Origin of the sequence: Thiocapsa sp. UBA6158, assembly GCF_002423035.1 — a bacterium.
Taxonomy (GTDB): Bacteria; Pseudomonadota; Gammaproteobacteria; order Chromatiales; family Chromatiaceae; genus Thiocapsa.
The window spans coordinates 158,669-184,516 of the sequence record NZ_DIUM01000135.1; the positions used below are offsets into that span (position 1 = coordinate 158,669).

General features: G+C 64.4%; 24 protein-coding genes and 1 pseudogene. 12 read left to right on the forward strand and 13 right to left on the reverse strand.

The window, feature by feature from the left end; genetic code table 11:
• Positions 1-25: 25 nt before the first annotated feature.
• The 4 genes from B4N44_RS18640 to B4N44_RS18655 all read right to left on the reverse strand — a co-directional run bounded on the left by B4N44_RS18640 (position 26) and on the right by B4N44_RS18655 (position 2,998).
• A complete protein-coding gene (locus tag B4N44_RS18640; protein WP_296704190.1) occupies positions 26-601 on the reverse strand; it encodes an iron-sulfur cluster co-chaperone HscB C-terminal domain-containing protein in 576 nt (191 codons plus the stop codon).
• 162 nt (positions 602-763) lie between these two features.
• The gene (gene iscR, locus B4N44_RS18645) at positions 764-1,246 is read right to left on the reverse strand and encodes a Fe-S cluster assembly transcriptional regulator IscR (protein WP_296704193.1); all 483 of its coding nucleotides are present in this window, start codon (positions 1,244-1,246) and stop codon (positions 764-766) included.
• Positions 1,247-1,331: 85 nt separating this feature from the next.
• Entirely contained in the window at positions 1,332-2,099 is a 768-nt protein-coding gene (gene cysE, locus B4N44_RS18650; RefSeq protein ID WP_296704196.1) for a serine O-acetyltransferase, read from the reverse strand.
• Between the two features lie 107 nt (positions 2,100-2,206).
• The gene (locus B4N44_RS18655; protein WP_414718173.1) at positions 2,207-2,998 is read right to left on the reverse strand and encodes an RNA methyltransferase; all 792 of its coding nucleotides are present in this window, start codon (positions 2,996-2,998) and stop codon (positions 2,207-2,209) included.
• Positions 2,999-3,075: 77 nt separating this feature from the next.
• Between B4N44_RS18655 and B4N44_RS18660 the strand changes: the two genes are divergently transcribed.
• The 3 genes from B4N44_RS18660 to B4N44_RS18670 all read left to right on the forward strand — a co-directional run bounded on the left by B4N44_RS18660 (position 3,076) and on the right by B4N44_RS18670 (position 5,273).
• Positions 3,076-3,876, forward strand: a complete 801-nt coding sequence (locus B4N44_RS18660; protein ID WP_296704202.1) for an inositol monophosphatase family protein — start codon at positions 3,076-3,078, stop codon at positions 3,874-3,876.
• 256 nt (positions 3,877-4,132) lie between these two features.
• Positions 4,133-4,603: an aminoacyl-tRNA deacylase gene (locus B4N44_RS18665; RefSeq protein WP_296704205.1), complete on the forward strand. Its 471-nt coding sequence runs from the start codon at positions 4,133-4,135 to the stop codon at positions 4,601-4,603.
• Positions 4,604-4,787: 184 nt separating this feature from the next.
• Positions 4,788-5,273 (forward strand): CDP-archaeol synthase, encoded by a 486-nt coding sequence (locus tag B4N44_RS18670; RefSeq protein WP_296704212.1) that lies wholly within the window; start codon positions 4,788-4,790, stop codon positions 5,271-5,273.
• A gap of 72 nt (positions 5,274-5,345) precedes the next feature.
• Here the strand turns inward: B4N44_RS18670 and B4N44_RS18675 are convergent, their stop codons facing one another.
• Positions 5,346-6,320 (reverse strand): metallophosphoesterase, encoded by a 975-nt coding sequence (locus tag B4N44_RS18675; RefSeq protein ID WP_296704375.1) that lies wholly within the window; start codon positions 6,318-6,320, stop codon positions 5,346-5,348.
• A gap of 182 nt (positions 6,321-6,502) precedes the next feature.
• Between B4N44_RS18675 and B4N44_RS18680 the strand changes: the two genes are divergently transcribed.
• Both B4N44_RS18680 and B4N44_RS18685 read left to right on the forward strand, forming a co-directional pair.
• Complete coding sequence (locus tag B4N44_RS18680) at positions 6,503-7,930, forward strand: GH1 family beta-glucosidase (protein WP_296704215.1); 1,428 nt, start codon at positions 6,503-6,505, stop codon at positions 7,928-7,930.
• Positions 7,927-8,820, forward strand: coding sequence for a glycosyltransferase (locus B4N44_RS18685; protein WP_296704218.1), 894 nt, complete (start codon positions 7,927-7,929; stop codon positions 8,818-8,820). The genes B4N44_RS18680 and B4N44_RS18685 overlap by 4 nt, the downstream gene beginning before the upstream one ends.
• Before the next feature lie 7 nt (positions 8,821-8,827).
• Here the strand turns inward: B4N44_RS18685 and B4N44_RS18690 are convergent, their stop codons facing one another.
• Positions 8,828-9,013, reverse strand: a complete 186-nt coding sequence (locus B4N44_RS18690) for a hypothetical protein (protein ID WP_296704220.1) — start codon at positions 9,011-9,013, stop codon at positions 8,828-8,830.
• Positions 9,014-9,358: 345 nt separating this feature from the next.
• Between B4N44_RS18690 and B4N44_RS18695 the strand changes: the two genes are divergently transcribed.
• Positions 9,359-9,958, forward strand: coding sequence for a fasciclin domain-containing protein (locus B4N44_RS18695; protein ID WP_296704223.1), 600 nt, complete (start codon positions 9,359-9,361; stop codon positions 9,956-9,958).
• A 256-nt stretch (positions 9,959-10,214) separates the two neighbouring features.
• Here B4N44_RS18695 and B4N44_RS18700 read toward each other — a convergent pair whose 3' ends face one another.
• The 3 genes and pseudogenes from B4N44_RS18700 to B4N44_RS18710 form a co-directional block, all read right to left on the reverse strand.
• On the reverse strand, positions 10,215-14,192 hold the full coding sequence (locus B4N44_RS18700; RefSeq protein WP_296704226.1) for an EAL domain-containing protein: 3,978 nt from the start codon (positions 14,190-14,192) through the stop codon (positions 10,215-10,217).
• Between the two features lie 10 nt (positions 14,193-14,202).
• A complete protein-coding gene (locus tag B4N44_RS18705; protein ID WP_349681104.1) occupies positions 14,203-14,634 on the reverse strand; it encodes an EAL domain-containing protein in 432 nt (143 codons plus the stop codon).
• Positions 14,635-14,810: 176 nt separating this feature from the next.
• Positions 14,811-15,107: pseudogene (locus B4N44_RS18710) on the reverse strand (CheR family methyltransferase); the annotation flags it as partial.
• 36 nt (positions 15,108-15,143) lie between these two features.
• On the opposite strand from B4N44_RS18710, the gene malQ reads away from it, so the two are divergent.
• The gene (gene malQ / locus B4N44_RS18715; RefSeq protein WP_296704229.1) at positions 15,144-16,652 is read left to right on the forward strand and encodes a 4-alpha-glucanotransferase; all 1,509 of its coding nucleotides are present in this window, start codon (positions 15,144-15,146) and stop codon (positions 16,650-16,652) included.
• 95 nt (positions 16,653-16,747) lie between these two features.
• Here malQ and B4N44_RS18720 read toward each other — a convergent pair whose 3' ends face one another.
• From B4N44_RS18720 to B4N44_RS18730, 3 genes are all read right to left on the reverse strand, one after another.
• The gene (locus B4N44_RS18720; RefSeq protein ID WP_296704231.1) at positions 16,748-17,089 is read right to left on the reverse strand and encodes a TusE/DsrC/DsvC family sulfur relay protein; all 342 of its coding nucleotides are present in this window, start codon (positions 17,087-17,089) and stop codon (positions 16,748-16,750) included.
• A gap of 259 nt (positions 17,090-17,348) precedes the next feature.
• Complete coding sequence (locus tag B4N44_RS18725) at positions 17,349-18,704, reverse strand: DegQ family serine endoprotease (RefSeq protein ID WP_296704234.1); 1,356 nt, start codon at positions 18,702-18,704, stop codon at positions 17,349-17,351.
• 258 nt (positions 18,705-18,962) lie between these two features.
• Positions 18,963-19,436 (reverse strand): Hsp20 family protein, encoded by a 474-nt coding sequence (locus B4N44_RS18730; protein ID WP_296704236.1) that lies wholly within the window; start codon positions 19,434-19,436, stop codon positions 18,963-18,965.
• A 192-nt stretch (positions 19,437-19,628) separates the two neighbouring features.
• Here B4N44_RS18730 and B4N44_RS18735 point away from each other — a divergent pair, with 192 nt between their 5' ends.
• The gene (locus tag B4N44_RS18735) at positions 19,629-20,015 is read left to right on the forward strand and encodes a YchJ family protein (RefSeq protein ID WP_296704239.1); all 387 of its coding nucleotides are present in this window, start codon (positions 19,629-19,631) and stop codon (positions 20,013-20,015) included.
• 28 nt (positions 20,016-20,043) lie between these two features.
• Here the strand turns inward: B4N44_RS18735 and B4N44_RS18740 are convergent, their stop codons facing one another.
• On the reverse strand, positions 20,044-20,859 hold the full coding sequence (locus B4N44_RS18740) for a Uma2 family endonuclease (protein ID WP_296704242.1): 816 nt from the start codon (positions 20,857-20,859) through the stop codon (positions 20,044-20,046).
• A gap of 239 nt (positions 20,860-21,098) precedes the next feature.
• On the opposite strand from B4N44_RS18740, the gene B4N44_RS18745 reads away from it, so the two are divergent.
• From B4N44_RS18745 to B4N44_RS18760, 4 genes are all read left to right on the forward strand, one after another.
• Positions 21,099-22,952: an NADH-ubiquinone oxidoreductase-F iron-sulfur binding region domain-containing protein gene (locus tag B4N44_RS18745; protein ID WP_296704244.1), complete on the forward strand. Its 1,854-nt coding sequence runs from the start codon at positions 21,099-21,101 to the stop codon at positions 22,950-22,952.
• Complete coding sequence (locus B4N44_RS18750; RefSeq protein ID WP_296704247.1) at positions 22,949-23,668, forward strand: 2Fe-2S iron-sulfur cluster-binding protein; 720 nt, start codon at positions 22,949-22,951, stop codon at positions 23,666-23,668. The genes B4N44_RS18745 and B4N44_RS18750 overlap by 4 nt, the downstream gene beginning before the upstream one ends.
• On the forward strand, positions 23,668-24,207 hold the full coding sequence (locus B4N44_RS18755; RefSeq protein WP_296704249.1) for an NADP oxidoreductase: 540 nt from the start codon (positions 23,668-23,670) through the stop codon (positions 24,205-24,207). Before B4N44_RS18750 ends, B4N44_RS18755 begins: the two co-directional genes overlap by 1 nt.
• A gap of 64 nt (positions 24,208-24,271) precedes the next feature.
• Complete coding sequence (locus tag B4N44_RS18760; RefSeq protein ID WP_296704252.1) at positions 24,272-25,756, forward strand: Ni/Fe hydrogenase subunit alpha; 1,485 nt, start codon at positions 24,272-24,274, stop codon at positions 25,754-25,756.
• Positions 25,757-25,848 lie beyond the last annotated feature (92 nt).

Genomic DNA, 25,848 nt, shown 5'->3' on the forward strand with positions numbered 1-25,848 from the left:
CCGGCCCGGCGCTCCGCGGGATGGCTCAGGCCCGGGGCGTCAAGGCCGCACGACGGTCCTCCGCATCGCGCCGATAGGTCTCGACGAGTTCGATCCGTCGCAGGATCTCGCGTGCGGCGGCCAGACTTTGCGGTGACGGATCGGCGAGCACGCGCTCCAGATCCTTCTCCAAAGAGGCGCCCTGCTCGGCGAGATCGGTTAGGATTCCGGCCACCGCGGCAGCCGAATCCGGCCGGCTGATCGCCTCGTCGAGGCTTTCCCGCAGCTCGATCTCGGCCATCAAGAAGGCCCCGAGGGCATCGTATTCCCCGGTGCTCGCCCGGTAACATGCGCTTCGACACTCCAGGAGGTCGAGCAGGTAGGCGGCCCGCGCCAAGGGATCGACCAAGGTCCGGTAAGCCAGCTCGATCTCGATCGGCGACTGTTCCGGCGCCGAGTCGCGGGCCGATCGCGCATCGCCGTAGGAGGTTACGACATCCCCGCCGAGCAGTGCACGGTAGCGCTCGGAGAGGCGGGATTGGTCGACGACAAACCCGATCGGCAGATCGAAGAGATCGAAATAGTTTTTGGCGCCGTCCACAACGGCGTAGATCGTTGCCACCTGCGGCGTGCCTCGACCCGGAATTCGACAACCGAAACCGAATCCTAGTGCGCGCAGGTCACCGAAGGCAAGCGGCGAGCATCGTTTCGGCGAGGTCGAGACGCGCCCTTGACTCGGAAGGCGACGCTCTCGCACAAGGAGGCCGCGAGAACATGATCCACTTCAGGCGTTCGCGACGCGGCGCTGAACGCCGAGCTTGACATCGACGGCCGTGCAGCTCGTGCCGGGGCGGTTGCCGGTTTCGTCGCGGCGGTCCACGAGCTGCTGCAGGCTGATGTGGTTGAGATAATCGTAGATGCGGTCGCTGAGATCGTGCCAGAGATCGTGGGTTAGGCAGGGACCATTGTTCTGGCAGTTGTGCGCTCCGCCGCAGCGGGTCGTGTCGACGTTCTCGTCGACCGCAGCGATCACCTCGGCGATGTGGATGTCGGCGGCTTGGCGGGCCAGGTTATACCCGCCGCCCGGTCCGCGGACGCTGGTCACGAGCGAGCGCCGTCGCAGCTTCGCGAAGAGCTGCTCGAGGTAGGACAGTGAAATGCCTTGGCGTTGGGCAATGTCGGCCAACGCGATAGGGCCTTGGCCTTGATGGATGGCCAGATCGAGCATTGCGGTGACCGCATAGCGGCCCTTCGTCGTCAGTCTCACGTGCGCCTCGCTGCGTTAATCGATATCCCATAGGATGATACGGTACCCGACCATGGCGATCAATTAATCCATATCGAAATTGCGATTAAACCGAGCTCGAGTCGGTTGCGGGCGGGATCTCGACCTCGTCGAGTGCGGGGTCATGCTCGAAGTGCTGCATGATGCCGCGGCTTTCGAGGGCTCTGGACATCTGCTCGACGCGCTGGTCCATGTGGTGGATGTGGTCGAGCATACGGTTGATGGCGTTGGCGATCGGATCCGGGGCGTCGCGTGTCGCGCCGTACGCATCGAAGCCGATCCGCTTGGCCGTGTCGGCGCGCCGGCGGCTGGTGGCGTCCTTCGTCGGCTCGATGATGCGGCCCGGGACGCCGACCACGGTCGCGCCGGCCGGAACCGATTTCACGACCACGGCGTTTGAGCCGATGCGCACGCCGTCGCCGATCAGGAGCGGGCCCAGGACCTTGGCCCCGGCGCCCACGACCACGTCGCGCCCCAAGGTCGGATGGCGCTTGCCCTTTTGCCAGGTCGTACCGCCCAAGGTCACCCCGTGATAGAGGGTGCAGTCGTCGCCGATGACTGCCGTTTCGCCGATCACCACGCCCATGCCGTGATCGATGAAGAACCGCCGGCCGATCACGGCGCCCGGATGGATCTCGATCCCGGTGAAGAGTCGCGCCAGATTGGAGAGCACCCGGGCGAGCCACTTGAGATTGCGTTTCCACAGTCGGTGCGTCAGGCGATGGGCCAGCACGGCGTGCAGCCCGGGGTAGGTGGTGAAGACCTCGAACCCCGTGCGCGCGGCGGGATCGCGCTCGAAGACGCAGGCGATGTCTTCCTTCAATCGTTCAAACATAAATGCGAGCCTTTAAACCGCGCCCGGCGCGGTGTGCGATGTTTTGGATGGGATCGGCCCCGGCAGACCTGGCGACCGCTGGAGCCGACGCGGTTTAAGACGTCTCTTCAGTCGGCCGGAGACGTCGGTCGTTTGCCGCTCTTGCGCCCTTGTGCGGCGCTCAGGATGCCGCGCAGGATGTTGATCTCGACGCGATCCGGGCGAGCGCGATTGAAGAGGTGGCGCAGGCGCAGCAGCAGCTTCTTGGAGCTGTCCGGATCGCCGAAGCCGATGTCGCGCAGTGTGTCGGCCAGATGAGTGTGCAGACCCTCGAGCTCCTGCGCCGTGGCGAGATCGCGCACGGGCTCGCCCGACGGGGCACTCGGGGGTGCGCCCGTGGGCTCGGGGAGGCACTCGCGCCGACAGCGTCGGATCTCGTAGGCGAAGACCTGTGCCGCGGCCGCCAGATTGAGCGAGCTGAAGTCCGGGTTCGTGGGGATGTGGACCAAAAACTGGCAGCGTGCCAGCTCCGCATTGGTCAGGCCGGAGCTCTCGCGCCCGAGCAGCAGCGCGACCTCGCCCACGCCTGCCTCCGCAAGCAGTTTTCGGGCCGTTTCGGGCGGCTCCAGGGTCTCCCAATCGAGCGTGCGCCGACGCGCGCTTGTGCCGATCACGAGTCGGCAGCCGGCGATGGCCGCGGGAAGGTCGGCATGGATCCCGGCGCGTTGCAGCAGGTCGTCCGCTCCGCAGGCGCGGGCAAGGGCCTCGGCATCGATGGGTTGTTTGGGTGCGACCAGCTCCAGGCGCGAGAGGCCCATGGTCTTCATGGCCCTCGCGACCGCCCCGATATTCCCGCTGAGTGTGGGCTCGACGAGGACGAAACGGATGCGCGCGAGGGCGTTGTCGGGGTTCTCTGTCATCATGGATGCAAGTTCTTCAGAACATCGGTAGATTGTCAATCTTTGATCGGTGACGCGCATCGGTTATCTTGCATACTATGCAACACCCAAGCCTCAATATCGCCATTCGCGCCGCACGCAGTGCCGGCAAGCTCCTTCTGCGCTACATGGATCGTGTCGACTCGCTGAAGGTCGAGTCCAAGAGCCGCAATGACTTCGTGAGCGACATCGACCGCGGCGCCGAAGCGCTCATCATCCAGGAGCTGCGCGCACGCTTCCCGGATCATGCGATCCTCGCCGAGGAAAGCGGCGCACAGGGTCGAGGCGATTTCCAGTGGATCATCGATCCGCTCGACGGCACGACCAATTACCTGCACGGATTTCCGCAGTTCTCGGTCTCGATCGCGCTCAAGCACAAGGGCCAGCTCGAGTGCGGCGTGGTCTATGACCCGCTGCGCGAGGAGATGTACAGTGCCGCCCGCGGCCAGGGCGCTCAACTGAACGATCGCAAGATCCGCGTCGCCAATCGCCCCTCGCTCGAAGGTGCCCTGATCGGGACCGGCTTTCCCTTCCGCGACCAGCGCCACATCGACGTCTATCTGCGCATGTTCAAGGACATGACCCTGGCGACCGCGGGTCTGCGTCGGCCGGGGTCGGCCGCGCTGGATCTCGCCTATGTCGCGGCCGGACGTACCGACGGATTCTGGGAGGTCGGTCTCGCCGAATGGGATTGCGCGGCGGGCGCGCTCCTGGTCGCCGAGGCGGGCGGCACCGTCACGGATCTCGCCGGCGGAAAAACCTTTCTCGAAACCGGTAATCTGATCGCCGGGAACCTCAAGGTGCATCGCTCGATGCTGGATCTCCTGACGCCGCATCTCACCGAGCAGTTGAAGGCATAAATCGCCTCCGGCGGGGTATGGGCTCCAGTGGCTTGAATTCAGGCGTGCATCGACCCTCGGACGCAGGCGAAGGCGCCGTTTAACCGATTTCTTCTGTTGCTGTCATCGTTCCGAATCGCGTCTCGACGATGCTTGTCCGGCTGATGCTTTGATTTCGGACACGGCGTCGAGCGTGCGATGGGTGCTGTTTTGCGGCAGCGGATCCCGGCGAAAGGTCTAGACTTCTCTGTGAGTCAATCCAGCGGAGGAGTTCATCATGTCCATCTCTTGCACGCTTGAGTCTTACCTCGAGGAACATCGCATCGACTTTACTTTGGTTCGTCATCCGCACACCGGGGCGAGCATGGACACGGCGCAGGCGGCGCATGTCCCCGGCGATCGACTGGCAAAGGGTGTCGTGGTCAACCAAGACGGGCACTCTCTCCTGGTGGTCGTTCCCTCCGACTATCATGTCCACTTGGGACGCCTTCACGAGCACCTCGGCGAGGCGGTTGGCCTCGCGACCGAGGCGGAGTTGGCGGGGCTGTTTCCGGATTGCGAGCCGGGAGCCGTGCCTCCGGTCGGTGCGGCCTTCGGGCTGAGAACGCTCGTGGATCGTCATCTCATGAGCCTGCCCGAGGTTTACTTCGAATCCGGCGACCACGAGCATCTCGTCAAGATCTCCGGGGCTGGGTTTGCCGACCTCATGCGTGCTGCAGAGCTCGTCGATGTCGGCCGGCATATTTGACCCTGTCTCCGGGCGGTTGAGCGCCTCGTGCGTCATGGCGGGTTTGCACGGCACGCACGCATGCGTTCATCCGATGGCCGACGGTCGGGTTCTACTGCCGGATTCGGGGTGACGAATTTCAGGATGCCGCTCGGAGGTGAGCGGCATAATCGAGGGGCGACCGTTCGGGAATCATGCCGCGCAGATGACTCCGACCCTACAGATGCTGGCGTTGGTGGTCTGGGCGAACGGCGTGCCGGTTTCGGCGCGCCTGCTTCTCGGGTCTCGCCTCGCACACCCGCTCGACGGCGGACGGCTTTTCCGCGACGGTCGCCCTTGGCTCGGTACGTCGAAGACCTGGCGCGGTCTCGGCGCGGCACTGCTGACGACGCCGTTGCTTGCCGTGCTGCTCGGTTTGCCCTGGTTACTCGGCCTGATCGCCGCACTGGGCGCCATGTCGGGCGATCTACTCGCCAGCTTCATCAAACGACGTCTGGGGCGGCAGCCCAGTGAGCCCGTCCTCTTCTTGGATGAGCTCCCGGAGGCACTCATCCCGGCGGTCCTTCTGATGGCGGCCTTGGATCTCTCGGCCGCCGGGGTCGTCATCGTCGTGATCGCCTTTGCACTGACCGATCTGCTCTTGACGCCCGTTGCGGGGCGGCTGCGTCGGACGATCAAGAGGCTCCGCTGATGGAGATGACGTCCCTTGCGGACGGCGGGTCGGCGATCTCGCTCGCCACCGACATCGCCATGGCGACGGCGGCTAGAGGGGCGCGCGCCGTAGCTCGTGCAGGGTCACCTCCGGTAGACAGTTGAGTCGGGCGTTGACCACCGAGGTGCCGGCGCCGACCGAGGTGTAGCCGATCAGTGCGTTGTAGCGCCAGGATCCCGAGGCCATGGCGCGGGGACAACGCGCGTCCCAGACGATCGGCACGCCGCCGGGCAGACAGATCTGACCGCCGTGGGTGTGACCGCTCAGCATGAGGTCGAAACCGGCGTGAGCGGCCAGCCGGTAGATCTCGGGCGTGTGCGAGAGCAGGATGGACACGGCCTCGTCCGGGATCTCGGCGGATGCACGGTCGATGTTGTGGACCTGGTAGTAGTGGGCGTCGTCCACGCCGGCGAGGTGGATCAACTGGCCGTCGCGTTCGATGACGACCGCCTCGTTCAGCAGCAAGCGGATCCCGAGCGCCTCGAGGCCGGGCACCAGACGCAGGGTGTCGTGGTTGCCGAGCACCCCGTACACCGGACCCTTGAGCTGGAGTCGGATCGTCGCCATCCCCGCCAGGACTTGCGCGATCGGCCCGAAGGTGCGGGCGCGATAGTCGCCGGTCAGCACGCAGAGGTCATAGTTCAGGCCGCGTACGCACTCGCTGATCGCGTGGGTGTTGCGGCTCTCCATGTCGACATGCAGATCGGTCAGATGCAGGATGCGAAAGCCATCGAAGGCCGAGGGCAGGTTCGCAATGTCGACGCGGTGGTGTTTCACCTGGATGCTGCGGGCGTTGCGCTGGGCGCGGGCGTAAAGTCCGCTGATCCGCAAACACGCACGAATCACGCCGTGAACCGAGTACCAATTCTCAGGGTAGAAGAAGTGGGCGCCGGGGCGGCGCAGCACGAAGACCTCATGGTCGCCTTCCAGCCCCAAGCGTTGGCGCAGGTGGGTGCGTCCGATGCGTGCGGCCATACCGGTGAGGTCGATCCTGTCGAAATCGTTTGTCGTGTCTTGGGTGTCCATGCCTTGATCGATGCCTTGGCGGTCGTGTAAAGACGGGGTCGAGATGTGTTCTGTTCGGGTTGGTTCTTTCATCTCGTCTGCACCTATCATACGGCAGGGCTCGACAACGTGACCCGGATCCTGTGCATGGGCGACGCTTTATCTCGTCGCGCGCCGAATTCAGGCGGAGAGGCTTCAGGACGATGCGAATCCAATTTCCCGAGAACCTGACCTGGGGTGCCGCTACGGCGGCCTTTCAAATCGAAGGTGCCCCCGATGTCGACGGCAAGGCACCCTCGATCTGGGATCGCTTCACGGCGCGCCCCGGGCGTGTGCAGGACGGCAGCCACGCGGGTGTCGCCTGCGATCATTATCGCCGCTATTTCGAAGATCTGGATCTGATGGCCAGGCTTGGCCTGGGGGCCTATCGCTTCTCGATCTCCTGGCCGCGGGTGATCGCCGGACCGCACGCGCAGCCGAACCGGCGCGGGCTGGATTTCTACGATCGGCTGGTCGACGGACTGCTCGAGCGCGGCATCCGACCCTTCGCGACCCTCTATCACTGGGATCTCCCCTGGTTCGAGGAGCAGCGCGGAGGCTGGGAGGCGCGTGCGACGGTCTGGCGTTTCGCCGATTACACCGAGGTCGTCGCGCGCCGTCTCGGGGATCGCGTCAAACACTGGGTCACCGTCAACGAGCCGCTGACGGTGGTCGCCGCGGGTTATGTCTCCGGCGATCATGCGCCCGGTCGGCGTAACCCCTTGATGGCGTTTCGCGTCGCGCATCATCTGCTGCTGGCCCACGGTGCAGCACTGCAGCGTCTGCGCGGCTTGGTGCCGGATGCGCAGGTCGGACCCGCGCTCAATCTCTTTCCGGTGATCCCGCGGCGGCGCGGCGATGTCCGGATCGCCGAGCGGATCGATGCCTTGGCGAACCGGCTCTTCGCCGATCCCATCCTGGCCGGCAGGTATCCGAACCCGGTTCGGCGTCTCCTGTCGGCCTTCAACTGGAGCTTGCGCCCGGGTGACCTGGACCTGATCGGCCAGCCGGTCGACTTCGTCGGCGTGAACCATTACTCGCGCATCATTATCGAGCGCAGTCGGCTGCCTTGGCTCGGTTTTCGGCTCGCGCGCAGCCCGGATCCGAACGCGGTGCATACCGACATGGACTGGGAGATCTACCCGCGCAGTTTTCTCGATACGCTCATCTGGCTGCGCGAGCGTTACGACAATCCGCCGGTCTATATCACCGAGAACGGCGCGGCCTTCGCCGACCGCGTGGAGGACGACGGCAGCGTGCAGGACACGGCGCGGCGCGATTATCTGGAGGCCTATCTCTTCATGCTGCGCAAGGCGCTGGATGCCGGCAGCGATATTCGCGGCTATTTCGTTTGGAGTCTGCTGGACAATTTCGAATGGGCCTTGGGCCTCTCCAAGCGCTTCGGGCTCGTCCATGTCGACTACGACACCCTGAAGCGCACACCCAAGTCGAGTGCCTACTGGTACGCATCGGTCTGCCGCACGGGCGGGTTCGATCTCCCCGATCCCATGTACCGATCCTTGCTTGCGACGGCACTCGACGACTCGCTGGATTTGATCGAAGAGCACGACCTCGCGAGGGCAACACCATGAAGGCAAGCGTCATTATTCCCGCGTTGAACGAGTCCGGTCTGCTGCCCAAACTGCTCGATCGCCTCGACCGACAGACCTTTCGCGACTTCGAGATCATCGTCGCCGACGCCGGCTCGACCGACGGCACGCGCGAGATCTGTCGCTCGCGCGGTGTGACCCTCGTCGACGGGGGGATGCCGGCGGTCGGGCGCAACCGCGGCGCGGCCGTCGCGCAAGGCGAGCGTCTGTTCTTCTTCGACGCCGATGTCCTGCCGCCGGATGACTTTCTGGAGAGGGCCCTGGCTGAGATGGACGCCGAAGGCATGCGCCTTGCGACCTGTTGGTTCGAGCCGGACTCGGACAATGCCCTCGACGAGCTGCTCTTCGAGCTGGCCAACACGTTCGTCAAGCTCAGCCTGAAGACGGATCCGCATGCCGGCGGATTCGCGATCTTCGTCGATCGCGCGCTGTTCGATCGCGTCGGGGGATTCGACGAATCGCTGCGTCTCGCCGAGGATCACGACTTCGTCAAACGCGCGGCCCGGTATGCGCCCCTGCACATGCTCGAGTCGACCCGGATTCGCATGAGCGTGCGTCGGCTGGAGAAGGACGGGCGCTTCAGCTACAGCGCCAAGTGTGTCCAGGTCGAGCTGTACCGACTCTTCAAGGGCGAGGTGACCGAGGATATCGTCGAATACGGCTTCGGCTACGACGAGAAGGACAGGGCCGGCGGAGCCGACGAGACACTGAAACGTCTACGCGAGCGGATGGAGGAGTGGCGAGACGAGCATGCTGCAGCGATCCGCCGGATCTCCAAGGAGGTGACCCCTGAGGTTCAGGATGCCATGGCGGAGATCAGACGGAATTTCGATCTCCTGAAAGAGTCCGTCCGGGCCTATCTCTCGCGCTGAGTCGAGCTCAGCTCTTATCTCGGGTCGACTCCTCGGCAACGGTCTGCGCCGCCGACTCACCTTCCGGTTCGGCTTCCGGCGTCTGCGCGCCGGGGGCCGGCTGCTTCAATGCCTTCATCTGCGAGTAAGCGAACCAGAAGACGCCGCCTGCGATCAACAAGACCTCGATTCCCTTAACGGCTCCGGCTGACATGGCTTTTGCTCCTGTTGCGACGCGTCGGTCAGTGTAATTCGGGAGTACAAACACTGTACAGGGTCGGCTTCCATCTTATTCGATATGTTTGCGGATACCGAACAAAATCAAGTATCGCGCTCGACATGAAGGATCCCCGGCGCCGTGATCGCGGTCTCGACGCCGGGCCGTCAAGCCCTCGAGCACTCAAATGACCATGGCCTGAAAGGAGTATCTCTTGTGTCTGTTTGGGGTGCCCTAATAGTTGACAGCGTCGGTAGGTAAATGCGGTGACACAGCGGGCTCGATGCCGTTCGTCACCGCAACGGTCCTTGATCTTGTTCCAACACGCAGAGGTATTCGACGATGAGCACCGAAAAGGCACCCGAGACGAATCCCTGGACCATCGCCGTCGTTCTGGCGGTGGCACTGGGTCCGCTGACTGCGCTCGCACTCGGCAGCAAGTATGCGGACGAGGAGACCCGCGAGCGGGCGCGCGCCGGATTGGTCAACGCCACGCCGTCCGATTCACTCAACGCATACGACACCACGCGCGCGCCGGACTACGCATCGGAGAAGACGCTCGGCGACATCACCGGCGGCTCGGCGGTCTTCAGTCAGCTGCGGGCTGCCATCAAGGCAGCAGGATCCGAGGCGATGCTCGAGGGTGAAGGCCCCTACACCATCTTCGCGCCCAGCAACGAGGCCTTTGCACGGGTTCCGAAGGAGCAGCTCGAGGCCCTTTTGGCGGATCCCGTGGCACTTCAGTCGCTGATCGCGGCACATATCGCCCCGGGGCGCCTGAGCGCGACCCAGATGATGCAGGGTCTGACCGCCACCAATCTGGCCGGAGAACAGGTGCCGGTGGGCATTCAGGGCAACCTGAAGGTGGGTGATGCGACCGTGTCGCAGTCGATCGTCGCCAGAAACGGCATCGTCCATGTGATCGACCGCGTGATGCTTTAGTCGGATCGGGCGGATCTCCCGCACTTGTGACCCCGATGCCGTTGTGACCCGAAGGGCGTATCGACAGGGTCCGGACCGTGCGATGCGCCCTTCTTCAATGGCTCGTCCGCCATTCCACCGTGCGTGTGGATGACTAAACCGCTTCCGGAGCGAGATGCTCGTTTTCGAGTGACTTCGACGCTTGGTGCATCCAGGCCCTTAGCGGGGACGCAGTTTAAGGCTGATGTTTCTAAAGCGCCGCCGTGCCAATGGCGGCTCAGTCGATCGGCTCGGCTCCCGGCTCGATGATCCCTCCTCGAAGCAACGCCTCGATTCGATCGGCCGGTCCCGGCCGACAGAACAGGTAGCCTTGCACCTCACGACAGCCGTGCTTGATCAGGAAGGTTCGCTGGGCCTCTGTCTCGACCCCTTCGGCGATAACGTGAAGAGCGAGGTTTGCGCCAAGCCCGATGATGGCCTTGACGATCGTCTCGGCCTGAGATTCCCCCGGCCCTCCGCTGCCGATCTCGGCCAAGAAGGAGCCGTCGATCTTGATGGTTTGTACCGGCAATCGGCTCAGGTAGCTCAAGGAGGCGAAGCCGGTCCCGAAGTCATCGATCGCGAGTGTGAATCCGTGATTATGCAGCTGCGACAGGACCTCGACCGCCTGGTCGATCGAGCGCATGGCCGTGCTCTCCGTGACCTCGATCTCCAAGAGCTCCGGATCGACCCCGACCTCGGCTGCGATGTTCGAGATCCGCCCGGCAAGCCCCTCCTGATAAAGCTCGGTGGCGCTGAGGTTGAACGCTATCGGCACCAAAGCAACCCCGGCCCTGCGCCAAGCGGCGATCTGCTCGCAAATGAGTCGTACGACGATGGGTCCGACGATCAGAATCAATCCGCTCGACTCGGCGACCGGGACGAAGCGGCCCGGCGGGATCAACCCGAGCTCGGGGTGATTCCACCGCACCAATGCCTCCAAACCCAGAATGCGGCCGGTGACGATGTCGACGCGTGGCTGGTAATGAAGCAGCAGCTCATGACGTTCGATCGCGCGGTGCAGGGCCTGCTCGGTCCGAAACTGCTCCCGCAGATCATCGTTCAAGGCCGAGGTAAAGAACCGATGCAGCCCGCGGCCCTCCCTCTTTGCGCCGTGCAGTGCGGTATCGGCATGATTGATCAGCCCTTCGGCCGTGCGCGCATCCTCCGGATAGAGCGCGATGCCGATGCTGCAGCTCACCACGACGCCCTCCTCGCCAAGGATGATCGGTTTGCTCAGTGCCTCTCGGATCCGATCCGCGAGGAGGGAGGCGTCTTCGATACGCCGCAGCCCGGTGGCCAGGGCGATGAAGTTGTCGCCGCTGAATCGGGCCAGAGTATCCTCGTCTCGCAAGAGCGGCTGCCAGCGTTCGGCCACGACACGCAAGAGCTGATCGCCCGCCGGGTGACCGAGCGAGTCGTTCACCGACCTTAGATCGTCCAGGTCGATCGAGAGGAGCGCGAGAATCTTGTCTGAATGTCGTGCGTCGAGCAGGGCCTGCTCGACGCGCTCGCGCATCGATGTCCGATTGGGCAGGCCGGTGAGCGGATCGTACCGGGCGAGGTAACTCACCTGCTGCGAGAGTGCCTTGCGGTCGCTGATATCCTCGGCAAGCTTGACGTAATGGGTGACCAGGTCCTGCTCGTTGCGCAAGGGCGTGATGTGGGCGTACTCCCAATAGGGGTCGCCCGACTTCTTGCGATTCTGTAATTCTCCCGTCCATGACTCGCCCTGTTGGAGCGCGCTCCAGATCTCCGAATCCTCGTCCGCGCTACGGGTAGCGGATCGCAGGATATCGACCGGTTGACCCAGGACCTCCCGCGGCCGATATCCGGTGCTCGCGCAGAAGCGCGCGTTGACGTACTCGATCGTCCCCGCGATGTCCGTGATCAGCACGATGCTCGGGCTCTGCTCGACCACGAGCGCAAGGCGCTCGATCTCGGCCTCGCGCGACTTGTGCTCGGTGATATCCAAGAGGCCGCCGAAGAGTCGACGCAGCGCCGGGTCGGTGTCTTCGGCGACGCATTCGGTCGTGGCGCGGAGCCAGCGTATCGCCCCGTCCTTGCGGCGCAGGCGTAGCTCGCAATCGGCCATGGTTCCCGGGACGAGTCCTATGACCTTGTCGTTGAAGATTCCGCGATCCTGGTCGATCGGCAGGCCGCCCCAGCATCCCATGTCCTGCACCTCGGCCAAGGTGTAGCCGGTCAGTGCCTCGATCGAGTCGGTCATCCAGTCGATCCGGAAACCCTCGCCGGGACGCTCCACGCAGGAGTAGGCGACGTCGCTCATGATGGCGGTGACGCGCCGATAGCGGTTTTCGCTGGCCGCCAGGCCGACCTCGGACGCGGTTCTGATCAAGGTCCCGGCGATGACCTCGCCGATCACCTGCAACATCCGAATCTCATCGGCGTTCCAGTTGTGCTGCTGCCTGAGCGTTTCGATCCCGAGCGCACCCCAGACCCGGCCATGGCTGTACATGGGCACGCTCATGGCCGACCGTACGGATTCACGCTCGAGCTCCGCGCGTTCGGCTGCGGCCTCGTGCGGGAGCGCCGAGACATCCGGGATCGAGATCGGTGTGCGATTACGCAGCCGCTCGGCCCACCAAGGAAACCGTTCGAGCGAGATCCCCTGGAAATCCTGGATGAGTGGCGCGACACCCGCGGCGCACCATTCATGGCTCATGTCCATGCTGGCGTTGTCGATGGTGAGCCGGAACAGGTAGCAGCGATCGCCTTCGAGTACGGTGCCGATCCGCTCGAGTGCCCAGCCGACGATCGGCTCGAGCGTATCGGCGGCAGCGTCGACGAAGCGTGACGAGAGCTGGGCGACCAGCGCCTGCAGATCCAGCTGGCGTTTAAGGCCTTGCTCCGCCTGTTCACGCTCGGTGACATCGGTCACGATCCCGTGAAAATAGAGAAGTCGGCCGTCCGGGCCAAACACGCCGTGCGTCTCCTCGTCCACCCAGTGTTCTGCGCCGTCCGCCCAACAGACCCGATAGGTCTGCCGGAAGACGTCGCGCTTCTCCTGAATAAAGGTTGCGAAGGCCGCGACTAGGCGGCCGCAGTCTTGCGGATGAACGAGATCCAGGTAGGTCAAGCGTCGCGCGAGGAACTGCTCGAGGGCATAGCCCCAACGGCGAACGTTCGGCGAGGCATAGATGACCGGCCAACCTGGCTCCCGCACCCAATGAAACGCGATCGAGGAACTCGCATCGATGACCTCGGAGGCCATGCCGAGTGCCGTTTCGAGCGCGACCTTGTCGGTCACGTCCAGATTCGAGCCACGGTGTCCGAGCGGGCGTCCGCCATCGCCCGTGACCGGAACGCACAGATGCTCGATCCAGCGCAATTCACCCGTGCGGGTGTAGATGCGAAACCGCATCGGCTTGAATCGATGGGTTGCGTGCGAGCCGTGGAGATGCGTGAGGTATCCGTCACGGTCATCCGGATGGATAATCCGCGATAAGAGTTCCGGATCCTTCAAGAATGCAGCCGCCGGATAGCCGGTGATCCGCGCACAGGCCGGGGAGACATAGCGGAAGCGTCCGTCCTCGCCCATCCAGTAGGCCCAGTCCGGCGCGAAGTCGGCGACGACGTGATAGCGCTCCTCCTGGATGCGCAGGCGGCGGTTGGCGGCGATCAGGTCCTCGCGCTGCGCGACCTGCTCGGTTTGGTCCACGAGATTGCAGAGGATCTCCGCCTCGTCTCCGTCGATTTCCGGGAGACGGATCAGGCGCAAATCGGCGGTGACGATGCTGTTGCCCTGACCCCGTAGAGGAACCTCCCTGCAATCCGCGCGGCCGGCTCGACATGAATCGAGCAACGCATTTTCGAGCAGTCTTGTTTGTCCCTCGACGGCGAGATGGATGAAGAGTCGACAATCGAACGGCAGCAGCCGCTGCGCCGCCGCATTGCCCTCCTTGATATGGCCTTGTGCGTTGATGAGCAAGACCGGGAAGGGCAGCTCGCGATAGAGTCGGGTGAAGCGCGCGAGTGCACGCTCGATAATCTGCCGGCTGTCGTGCAGGGCCTGTTGCTGGATGTAGAGCTCGGCATGGTAGATATGCAGCTCTTCCAGGAGCCTCTCGAGATCGAGGTTACCCTGCTCGAAGGCATCCATGGTCTCGTCGAAGGTACGATCACGCAGGATCCGGCGCGCGCGCTCGCGCAGATCCGTCATCTCGGCGAAGCCCAATTTAGGTGTTGTCGTCACGTCGTCACGCCTAGCCGAGGCCCCGTGGCCCTCGTAACAGGATGGTGCGGCTCACCGCCCGCCCGTGGACGGTCGACCTCCGCGATCGGCCCGCCGGCCCGAGCCGGCGTGGTTTTCGCAATGATAGGCCCATCGCGACCGATTCATGAACTGCCCGGGATGTTCTGGATAGGCCGAGCCAAGACAAGAGCCGAACGACCGCCTCTGGCGGCACGGGTGGACTGAACAGATGGCCTCGAGCACGGCGGCAGTCGACCCCGAGTAGAAACCGGCGCTGTGCCTCCGTCTCGACACCCTCGGCCAGGGCATCGAACCCCGGGCTGTTGCCGAGCGTGGTGATGGCGGTGACGACGGCGGCGCTGACGGGGTCGTCCGGAAGCCCGCTGATGAAGCTCCGATCTTGAGTGTATCGAACGGCAGCCCCTCGAGATAGGCCAGCGATGAATCGCCGCTCCCGAAGTCATCCATCGCCAACGCAATCCACAGGTGTTTGAGATCGTCGAGGAGTCGCTGCGCGTCTGCGCACGGATAGGGGCGCGCGAGCCCGAGTAGGTCGGCCAATGCGGGTGCCTGCGTGTCCGGGGTCTCGGCGAGATCCACGACGCTTCGGATGAGCTCGGAGACAACGGCGAACGTGCGGGCGCGCTCGAGTGCGGCCTCGTCGACATCGCCAGCGGTGATGCGGACAAGAGGCTCGGCGAGATCGCCGTAACGCTCGCGCAAGGCGATGGCGATCGAATAGGGTTCCTTGCCGGTGGAACACCCCAAGGAGAGAACCCGGATTGGATGGCCCTTCTCGGCTTGCGCCAGGCGCGCGGGAACGAGTTGCTCCACGAGCAGATTCAGATGCCGGCCATTGTGAGAACTCGCAAGCAATCCCGCGCGGCTTTTCGAGCGCGCTTTGGGTAGACTCATGTGTTTTATTCCTCGCCCAGATCTTGGAGTCACGGCATGCACCGCACCAGCGGCATTTTGCTCCACCCGACATCGCTGCCCGGCCCTTACGGGATCGGCGATCTCGGGCACTCGGCCCGACGTTTCGTGGATTTTCTCGCGGCGGCGGGGCAGGGGCTGTGGCAGATGTTGCCGTTGGGGCCGACCGGATACGGCGAGTCGCCTTATCAGTGCACCTCCGCCTTTGCCGGTAATCCGTTATTGATCAGCCCGGAGCTCCTGCTGGAAGGGGGGTGGCTCGACCCGGAGGATCTCGATCCCCCGGATTTTTCGAGTGATCAGGTCGACTTCCATGCTGTCATCCCGTGGAAGCGAGCGCTGATCGCCCGCGCCGTGCATGCGTTTCAGGAGCACGCGAGCGAGACCGATCGCGGGGACTACCTCCTTTTCCGTCAGGCCCATGCCGACTGGTTGGACGACTTCGCCCTCTATCACGCGTTGAAGGTCCACCACGGACACCGCCCCTGGACCGAGTGGCGCGGCGATCTCGCCCGACGCGAGCCGAAAGCCCTGGCGCGATGGGGTAAGGCCCATGCGCGCGAGCTCGATGCCCAACGTCTGATCCAGTACTTCTTCTACACGCAGTGGTCCGGCCTGCGCGCCTATGCCAACAGCCGCGGTGTGCATCTCATCGGCGACATGCCGATCTTCGTCGCCCATGATTCGAGCGAGGTCTGGACGCATCGGGAGTGGTTTCAGCTCGACGAGGACGGTCATCCGACGGTCGTCGCCGGTGTGCCGCCGGATTATTTCAGTGCGACCGGCCAACGTTGGGGCAACCCGCTTTACGATTGGCCGAAGGTGGCGGCGGACGGTTACAGCTTCTGGGTACAGCGTCTGCGACGGGTCTTGGAGCTGGTCGACCTGGTGCGGATCGATCACTTTCGGGGGTTCGCCGGCTATTGGGAGATCCCGGCGACGGAGGAGACTGCCATCAACGGCCGTTGGATGCGGGGTCCCGGGATGGCGCTCTTCGACGCACTGCGGGTAACCCTCGGCGAGGGCCTACCGCTGATCGCCGAGGATCTCGGCGTCATCACCGAGGACGTGGAGACACTGCGCGACGGGCTCGATCTGCCCGGCATGGCGATCCTGCAATTCGGATTCGAGGACACCGAGGGCGGATTCGGACGCTCGTCCTTCCTGCCCCACAATCATCGTCCCGGGCTCGCGGTCTATACCGGCACCCACGACAACAACACACTGCTCGGATGGTGGGCGCTGCGCGATCCGGCAACCCGACACAACGCGATGCTCTATCTCAACAGCGACGGTAGCGAGATCCACTGGGATTTCATTCGCAGCGCGCTCGGGTCGGTCGCCGCGCTTGCGCTCTTTCCGATGCAGGATGTTCTGGGTCTGGGTGCAGAGGCGTGCATGAACCGCCCCGGGACGTCCGAAGGCAACTGGCTCTGGCGCTATCGCGACGACATGTTGACGGACGACGCAGCCGAGCGGCTGCGTGTCCTGAGCCGGATTTACGGCCGATTGCCCTACGCCGCCTAAGCTGCGCGAGGTTTAAACTGCGTCCGGAGCGAGATGCTCATTCTCGCGTGATCTCGACGTTTGGTGCACCCACAGCCCTTAGCGGGGGGCGCGGTTTAGCAGGAATGGCAGTAATAACGCGGCAACCCCGCGAGACGACAGGCCTGCTTGCATCCCCCGTTCGGAAAGAGCCCTTCCAGGTGCTTGCGCGAGCAAGGTGTCTGCGGCGAGACATGGGCGCCGACGGTCTTGATGATGACCTTCGGGGAGGGTGGCATCTCATGGGTTGCGTAATAGTCGCGAAGGAAATTGATGACCGCCCAATGACATTCGGTCAGGCTCAGACCTTCCTCTTCCGCCAAGGCCGTGGCGACCGAGGGCTCCCAATCGTCGAAATAGGCCAGATGGCCCTGCTTGTTGATCTCGAGCTGCCGTCCGGCGATCTGCATGGCTGACATCGCGTGCTCCTCCACCCGTCGGGTGGTCCGGTATTGCTTTGGTGGTTTTGCGCCTATCCGATGGCTTTCGGTCCATGTTCGGGGTCGTGCCGGACCTGTGCGTGGTCTGATGCGCGAGGTCCGACTAGACAATTGTCAATGCAATTTCGGCTAATCATGGACCGAAATCCGGCGGATGCAACCGGATCCAGATCAACGGATCGTCGGATTCCGATCTAAACCGCACCGGGCGCGGTTTAAATCGAGCGCGGACGCCCGGTCAGCGCCGCGCGAGGACGACCAGATCATCGCCGCGTTGGACACGCAGGCTCAGGATGTCTCCGGTTTGACGCAGGACCTGTGCGACGTCGCGCAGGCTCGCGACCCGTTGGCCGTTGACCTGAAGCAGGCGGTCACCCTCGCGAAGACCCACGTTCCAGGCAGGACTGCCGGACTCCACGGTCCCGACGGGAAGTGCCGGAACGCCGCCGCGACGATCGAGCTCGCCGAGCAAGGCACCCGCCAGACCGGGGGCGACACGATGCCCCTCGACGAATGCCGCGTAAGGGTCGGCGATGGTCCCTTTGAGCCGGTGCGTCTTGCCCCCGCGCGAGATCTCGAGCTCGACGCGCGAGCCGACCCGCAACAGACCGAAGCGGTTGCGCAGATCGTCGGCCCCTTTCACCGCGGCGCCGTTGATCGCGAGGATCACGTCTCCTTCCTGAAGGCCGGCGGCTGCCGCGGCCGAGTCGGGCTCCACCGCGCTGACCACGGCCCCGTCGCGTCGCGCGATGCCGAGTGCGGCGGCCAGCTCGGGCGTGAGATCCTGGATGGCGACGCCGAAGAGGCCGCGTCGAACCGATCCGTGCTCCACGAGCTGATCCATGACCGCCCGAGCCATGTTCGCCGGGATGGCAAAGCCGATCCCGATGTTGCCTCCGCCCGGTGCGAGGATTGCGGTATTGACGCCGACCAGCTCGCCGCGAAGGTTCACCAGTGGACCGCCCGAGTTGCCCGGATTGATGGAGGCGTCGGTCTGGATGAAGCTCTCGTAGCCCTCGATCCCGAGACCCGAGCGCCCGAGTCCGCTGACGATGCCCGAGGTGACTGTTTGGCTCAGGCCGAAGGGGTTGCCGATCGCGACCACGAAGTCTCCGACCTTGAGCGCATCCGAGTCCACCACCGGCAAGGCGGCCAGGTCTTCGGCCGGGATGCGCAGAACCGCGATGTCGGTCTCCGGGTCCGCCCCGACCAGCTCGGCCACCAGGGTGCGCCCGTCGTGCAGGGTCACCCGGATCTCGCTCGCCTTGGCGATGACGTGTTGATTGGTCAGGACCAGGCCACGCTCGGCATCGACGATGATCCCCGAGCCCAGGCTGTTGCCCTCGCGGTGCCGATGTTCGGGCGGCATCTCGAAGAAGCGTCGAAAGAAGGGGTCGCGCATCAGCGGATGCTCGGCCGCCTCGATGCGCGTGACGGTGGAGATGTTGACGACGGCCGGCACGACCTGCTCGAGCATGGGGGCGAGGCTCGGTAGAGGCTCACCTGCGACCTGGAGAGGCAGGGCAGCGCGGGCGCTGCCGCTCGCCAGGGCGAGCAGGATCCAGCACAGACGGATCAAGGAGGAGAGGCGCATGGGTCCGATCGTGATGTCGAGAGTATTGATCGAATGGCTTATTTGAACCGCAAAGGCGCAAAGGGCGCAAAGGCTTTCAATCCGAGGGGCGATCAGTCGTCGGACGGGAATCCTGCTCGCGCAAGGTGACGCAGATCGAAGACCCGTTGCAGCGCACACACGAGCAAGCCGGGCGATTGCCCGGCTTGTTTTACGAGCGAGGTTTCTGATCGATGCGTGGCCTCACGCGTTCGAGCCGCGTGAGTCATCCTCTTCGCATCAGGCCGCGGCTTGGGTCTTTTGGGTCTCGCCCTCGATATAACGGCCCGTTTCGCCGCGGATCTCGATCTTGCGGGGCTTCATCGCCTCCGGGATCTCGCGACGCAGGTCGACATGCAGGAGGCCGTTTTCGAGCCGCGCATCCAGGACCCGGATATAGTCGGCGAGCTGGAACTTACGCTCGAAGTTGCGGTTGGCGATCCCGCGATAGAGGAACTTGGTTTGACCCTTGTCCTCGTCGTCCGACCGTGCACCCGAGACGGTCAGGATGTTCTCCTTGACCTCAAGGGTGAGATCCTTCTCGGTGAAACCGGCGACCGCCATAGTGATGCGGTAGTCGTTCTCGCCGCTGGCCTCGATGTTGTAAGGAGGGTAGCCGCCGGGCTCGGAGCGGTAAGCCGTCTCCAACGCGGACGACATCCGATCAAAACCGATCATGGAGCGGAAGAGTGGCGAGAAGTCGATGTTTGTCATTGACATATCCTCTGTTGAGCAATATGGAAGTTGCGCGTTCTTGTGAACCGCGGTCTCTGCAGACCTCTTGCGAGCGCCTGCATTATGTAAAGTAGAATCGCGCCGGGTGGATGTCAAGGGGTGCGGCGAAAAATGTTATGTCAACTTAATTCGCGGGAGTCGCAGGCTCCGAGCGTCGGCTAAAGAGGTTTTATGGAGCAGCTTGATCGGTGTCCGTGCGGCGCACAGGCGGAGTATCCGGCCTGTTGCGGGCGCTATCTGGACGCAGACCTAAGTCCGGATACCGCCGAGGCCCTGATGCGCTCGCGCTATGTCGCCTACGTCCGGGGGCGGACGGATTATCTGTTGCGCACCTGGCATGTCTCTACACGGCCTCCGACGCTCGATCTCGAGGGCGAGCCGGCGCGCTGGCTCGGCCTGCAGGTGCGCCGCGTCGAGGCGGGAGGTCCTGAAGATATGCACGGGATCGTCGAGTTCATCGCCCGCTACAAAATCGCCGGCCGGGCACATCGTCTCCATGAAACCAGCCGGTTCGTGCGCGAGGACGGCCGGTGGTTCTATCTGGACGCGGCGGTCTGAGCCCTCGATGCCGGCGTCCGGTCACTGTTCAGGCGCCGTTCGCCGACGCCCCGAAGATATCGGATTCCGAGGTAGCGCCGATCGCCAGTCGCAGCCATCGGCGTAATTGGTTGGGATCGACGCACTCCCGGATCTCCGCATGCCGCTCGGGCTTGATGCTTAATGCCCGTTGATCCAGGATCAGGGTGAGCGCATCGCGCAAGGCCGCCAGCTCGCCCTCGCCAAGCCCCTCTGCCTTGCCGTCTTCGCGCACCTGCTCCAGATCACGATAGCCCTTGCGTTGCAGCAGGTTCCGCAATGTCACCTCATGCGCGGCGTTACGGTCGAAGAGGGCCGCGACCGGCACCGGATTGCGCAGGATGCCGGGGGCCGCGAGCACCTCGCCGGGATAGGCGAGTCGCATCGCGCTCTCGGGTGCATGGATCTCGACTCGGTGCGGGCCGACCAGCCGCACGACCCAAACCAGGCGCGTTCCGGCCGCCAGCAGGTCGGCAATCTTGGCTGTCAACTCCACCTCGTCTTGGCCGGTATCCGCATACTCGACCGCCAACGGTGGTGCTGCGCCCTTCACCCAGCCCGGTGCGTCGGTGACATTGCCCACAGCGACATCCGGCGCGCGCAGGGTGTCCGGCGTCAGCGCGAAGCCGGTGTCGACACCGGCGGATTCCACGTCGGGATCGCTGTCGAGGATGGTGGCGCCGATCAGGTTGGCGCGCGAGCCGCGTCCTCCGACCGGCAGGCACTCGACGGGGTGTCCCCCCGAGAGCTCGTAGGGGTCGCCGGGCTTGAGCTGGTCCGCCCGGAAGGGTCCGGGGAGGTTGAAACCGGCAAGCTTTCTGGTCATGGCGCGACTCCGTCGGGGAAGGGGTGCGGTCTGCGTTTTCAGGGTCGATGTTGCGCCTGGTTTCGAGAATCGCTCGGTCCGTAAACGATGGACATCGGGGCGAGACGCCCTGGCTCCAACGTGCCCGCCATCCTGCGAGATCGAACGGCCCGAACGGCGCTAAGCCCTCGTCGCCATGTTCTATACTGCCATGAGGCAGCACGATGTCCAGCCCGATGCCTTACCCGCGGGAGGTGCCGATGAACGCGTCCACAGCCGTCACGGTCGAAGGGTTCGTAGCGGAGTCGCTTGCAACCCATGGCCGAGATCCGCGGCACTTGCTGCAGCATCTGATCCGCGTCCAGCAGCGTTTTTCCTATGTGCCGGACGCGGCGGTGGAGGCCTTGTCCGCCGCACTGGATGTCACGCGCACTCAGGTGCGCGCCGCCATCGCCTTCTACGCCTTCCTGCATGAGCGCCCGCGCGGCGCCTTCGAGATCCGTTTCAGCGACAACATCACCGACCGGATGCTGGGCAGCCGGCGTTTGATCCGTCTCTTGGTCGAGCGTTTGGGGTTAACGGGGCTACCGGCGTGGGGTCGCGACCTGATCCGAGACGACGGGCGCGCGAGCGTCGGGCTCGCCTCCTGCACCGGGATGTGCGACCAAGGCCCCGCACTCCTGGTCAACGGTCAGGCCGTGACCCACCTGGATGCGCAGCGGGTCGATCGGATCGCGGATCTGGTGCAGGAGGAGATCCCGCTCGAGCGTTGGCCCGGCGAGTTCTTCCGCGTCGAAAACAACATCCGTCGGCGAGGACTTCTCCTCGGCAACCCGGCGACCGACGGCACGGCGCTGCGTCGGCTTCTCGAGGAGGGTGCGGATGCCGCGCTCGCGGAGGTGGAGCGCTCCGGATTGCGCGGACGCGGCGGCGCGGGTTTCACCACCGCACTCAAATGGCGGTTCTGTCGCGAGGCTCCGGGGACCGATCGCTATGTCGTCTGCAACGCGGACGAGGGCGAGCCCGGGACCTTCAAGGATCGCGTCCTGCTGACCGACTATGCGGACCTGGTCATCGAGGGCATGACGGTCTGCGCCGGGGTCATTGGTGCCCGTCGGGGCTTCCTCTATCTGCGCGGCGAGTATCGTTACCTCCTGCCGCATCTCGAGTCGGTGCTGCAGCGGCGTCGCGCCGAGAGCTTGCTCGGCATGAGGATTCTCGGCCGCGACGGCTTCGACTTCGATATCGAGATCCACCTGGGTGCGGGCGCCTACATCTGCGGCGAAGAATCAGCGCTGATCGAGTCNNTCGAGTCGCTGGAAGGCAAGCGCGGTGTGACGCGCAAGCGCCCGCCCTTCCCGGTGACCAGCGGCTTCGACGATCAGCCGACCGTGGTCAACAATGTCGAGACCTTCCTTGCCTCCGTGCGGGTGGTCCAATGGGGCGGCTATTGGCTCCGCGGCGAAGGCACCGATCAGTCTGCCGGCAGCAAGATCCTGTCGGTCAGCGGAGACTGCGCTCGGCCCGGTATCTACGAGTATCCGTTCGGCACGCCGGTCCATCAGGTCCTGTCGGACTGCGGGGCGCAGAATACCCAAGCGGTTCAGATCTCGGGTGCCGCGGGTGCGACCCTCTCGCCGGCGGACTTCGATCGCATCATCGCCTTCGAGGATCTGCCGACCGCAGGGTCCTTCATGATCTTCGACGACAGCCGCGACCTGCTCGACATGGTCCGCAATTTCGCCGCCTTCTTCGCGCACGAGAGCTGCGGCTTCTGCACACCCTGTCGGGTCGGCGGGGCGCTCCTGCGCAACCTCATCGAGAAGGTCGCCGCCGGTCAGGGCTCGGAGTACGACCTGAGCGAGATGCGCCACATCGGCGCCGTGATGCGCCAAGCGAGCTATTGCGGTTTGGGTCATACGGCGCCGAACCATGTGCTCAACACGCTGGATAAATTTCCGTCGATCTATCGTCGGCGCTTGGCGCGCGCGTCCCATACCCCGTCCTTCGATCTGGACGCGGCACTTTCGGAGGCTCGAACACTCACGGGTCGAGACGACGTCGGGGCCCATATCGGAGTCCATTTGCCAGACGGTTCGGAGGTGTCGGCATGAACAAGACCTTCACGCTCGACGGCCGCGAGATCCACTTCGAGACCGGCCAGACCATCATGGATGCTGCGCTTGCCGCCGGTGTCTATATCCCGCACCTCTGCCACAACCCGGAGTTCGCACCGCACGGCAGTTGCCGTGTCTGCGTGGTCGATATCGGCGGGCGCCAGGTCTCGGCCTGCACCGCCGCAGCGAGCGAAGGGCTCCAGGTCGACAGCAGCTCCGAGGCCATCCAGGCGACGCGCCGGGCCATCCTGCAGATGCTTTTCGTGGAAGGCAATCATGTCTGCCCGGCCTGCGAGAAGAGCGGGGCCTGTCAGCTCCAGGCGGTGGCCTATTACACCGGGATGCTCGCACCGCACTTCACCCACTTCTTCCCGCGCCGGCCGGTCGATGCCTCGCACCCGGATGTCGTCATCGACTTCAACCGCTGCATCCTCTGCGAGCTGTGTGTGCGCGCCAGCCGGGATCACGACGGCAAGCGGGTCTTCGCCATCAGCGGACGGGGACTCGAGAGCCATCTGGTGATCGACTCGCCGAGCGGTCTATTGGGTGATTCCAGCTTTGCCGCGGGCGACAAGGCGGCCCATGTCTGTCCGACCGGCGCCATCCTGCCGAAGGGCCGCGGCTACGAGACCCCGATCGGCGAGCGTCTCTACGACCGCGAGCCCATCAACATCATCGGCGACGTCCGTGCACACGAGGAGGAGGTGGTCTGATGGCCGAGAAGCCCCGTGTCGCGACCGCCTCGCTCTGTGGCTGCTTCGGTTGTCACATGTCCCTTTTGGACATCGACGAGCGCATCCTGCAGCTGGTCGATCTGGTGATCTTCGACCGCACCCCCCTGACCGATATCAAGACACTCGGCGACTGCGACCTGGGTCTGATCGAGGGCGGGGTCGCCAACGCCGAGAATGTCGAGGTGTTGCGCGAGTTTCGGCGTCGCTGCAAGAGCTTGGTCGCCGTCGGCGCCTGCGCGGTCAACGGGGGGATCCCGGCGATGCGCAACCAGTTCAGTCTCGCCGAGTGCCTGCACGAGTCCTATCGCGACGGCATCGGGGTGCACAATCCGGGCATCCCGAACGACCCCGAGATCCCGCTGCTCCTCGATCAGGTGCATCCGATCCACGAGGTGGTTGCGATCGACTACTTCTTGCCCGGATGCCCGCCGTCTGCCGATGCCATCTGGACCTTCCTGACCAGGTTTTTGGAGGGGAGGCCGATCGCGTTTCCCTATACGCAGATTCATTTCGATTAGCAGGGCAGGATTCAGTGTTCGGTGACCGCAATGCCGAGCCCCGAACCCGCCCGAGGTTTCCGTCATGACCACGAATCTGGAGACCGCTCGGCACCCCGAGACCCTCAAGCGGGTCTGTATCGAGCCGCTGACCCGCGTCGAGGGGCACGGAAAGGTGACCCTGTTGCTGGACGAGGACAACCACGTCAAGCAGGCGCGACTGCATATCGTCGAGTTTCGAGGCTTCGAAAAATTCATCCAGGGCCGGCCCTATTGGGAGCTGCCGGTGCTGGTACAGCGCCTCTGCGGGATCTGTCCGGTCAGCCATCATCTGGCTGCGGCCAAGGCGTGCGATCATCTCATCGGTGTGGATCGGCTGACACCGACGGCCGAGAAGGTGCGCCGGCTGATGCACCTGGGTCAGGTGCTCCAGTCCCACGCGCTGCATTTCTTCCATCTCTCCTCGCCTGATCTGCTCTTCGGCATCGACGACGCGGTGGCTCACCGCAATATCGTCGGGGTCATTCGGGATCATCCCGAGATCGCGATGCAGGGCGTGCTGCTGCGCAAATTCGGACAGGAGGTCATCCGCGTGACCTCGGGCAAGCGGGTCCACGGCACGGGCGCGTTGCCGGGCGGGGTGAACAAGAATGTGAGCCTCGAGGAGCGCGATCTGCTCCGGGCCGACATCGACCGAATCCTCGACTGGGCCGAGAAGGGGGTTCAGCTCGTCAAGCGCATCATCCTGACGCATCCCGACTTTCACTATCGCTTTGCCACCGTCGATGCCAACACACTGAGCCTGGTCGCCCCGGACGGCGGCTTCGAGCTCTATGACGGCGGGCTGCGCGCGCGCGATCCGCAGGGCGAGACCCTCTTCGATCATGTGGACGATCAGGGGTATGCCGAGCTGATCCACGAGGAGATCAAGCCCTGGAGTTACATGAAGTTTCCCTTCATCGTGGCGCTTGGGCCGGAGAAGGGCTGGTATCGGGTCGGCCCGCTCGCGCGCGTCAACAACTGCGAGCGTTTCCACACGCCGCTCGCCGAGCAGGAGCGTCAGGACTTCGCGGCCGCCGGCGAGGGTCGCCCGCTGCAGGCCGCACTCGCAACCCATTGGGCGCGGATGATCGAGCTGCTGCACTGCGCCGAGGCGATCCGCGAGCTGCTCGCGGACCCCGACCTCCAGGGCACCGACCTGCGTCGCGACGGGAGGCTGCACACCACCGGTATCGGCGTGCTGGAGGCCCCGCGCGGGACACTCTTCCACCACTACGAGATCGACCCCGACGGGCTGGTGACCCGCGCCAACCTGATCGTTTCCACGACCAACAACAATCAGGCGATGAACGAGTCCATCCGTCGTGTCGCCGCCGACGATCTGGACGGACAGGAACTCACCGAGCCCTTGCTCAACCGCATCGAGGTCGCGATCCGGGCCTATGATCCTTGTCTGTCCTGCGCGACCCACGCGCTCGGCAAGATGCCCCTGGAGCTGGAGCTGCTCGACGCCGATGGGCACCGGGTCGGGCGGTTGGTGCGGGATTCCGACGGATCGGTGGCATCCTGACCGTCATGGAACCGCAAAGGACACACAGGACGCAAAGGAAACAGCCTATTGTGTTTCCCGACGGCGGCCTCGGAGGAGCCGCGCGATAATGG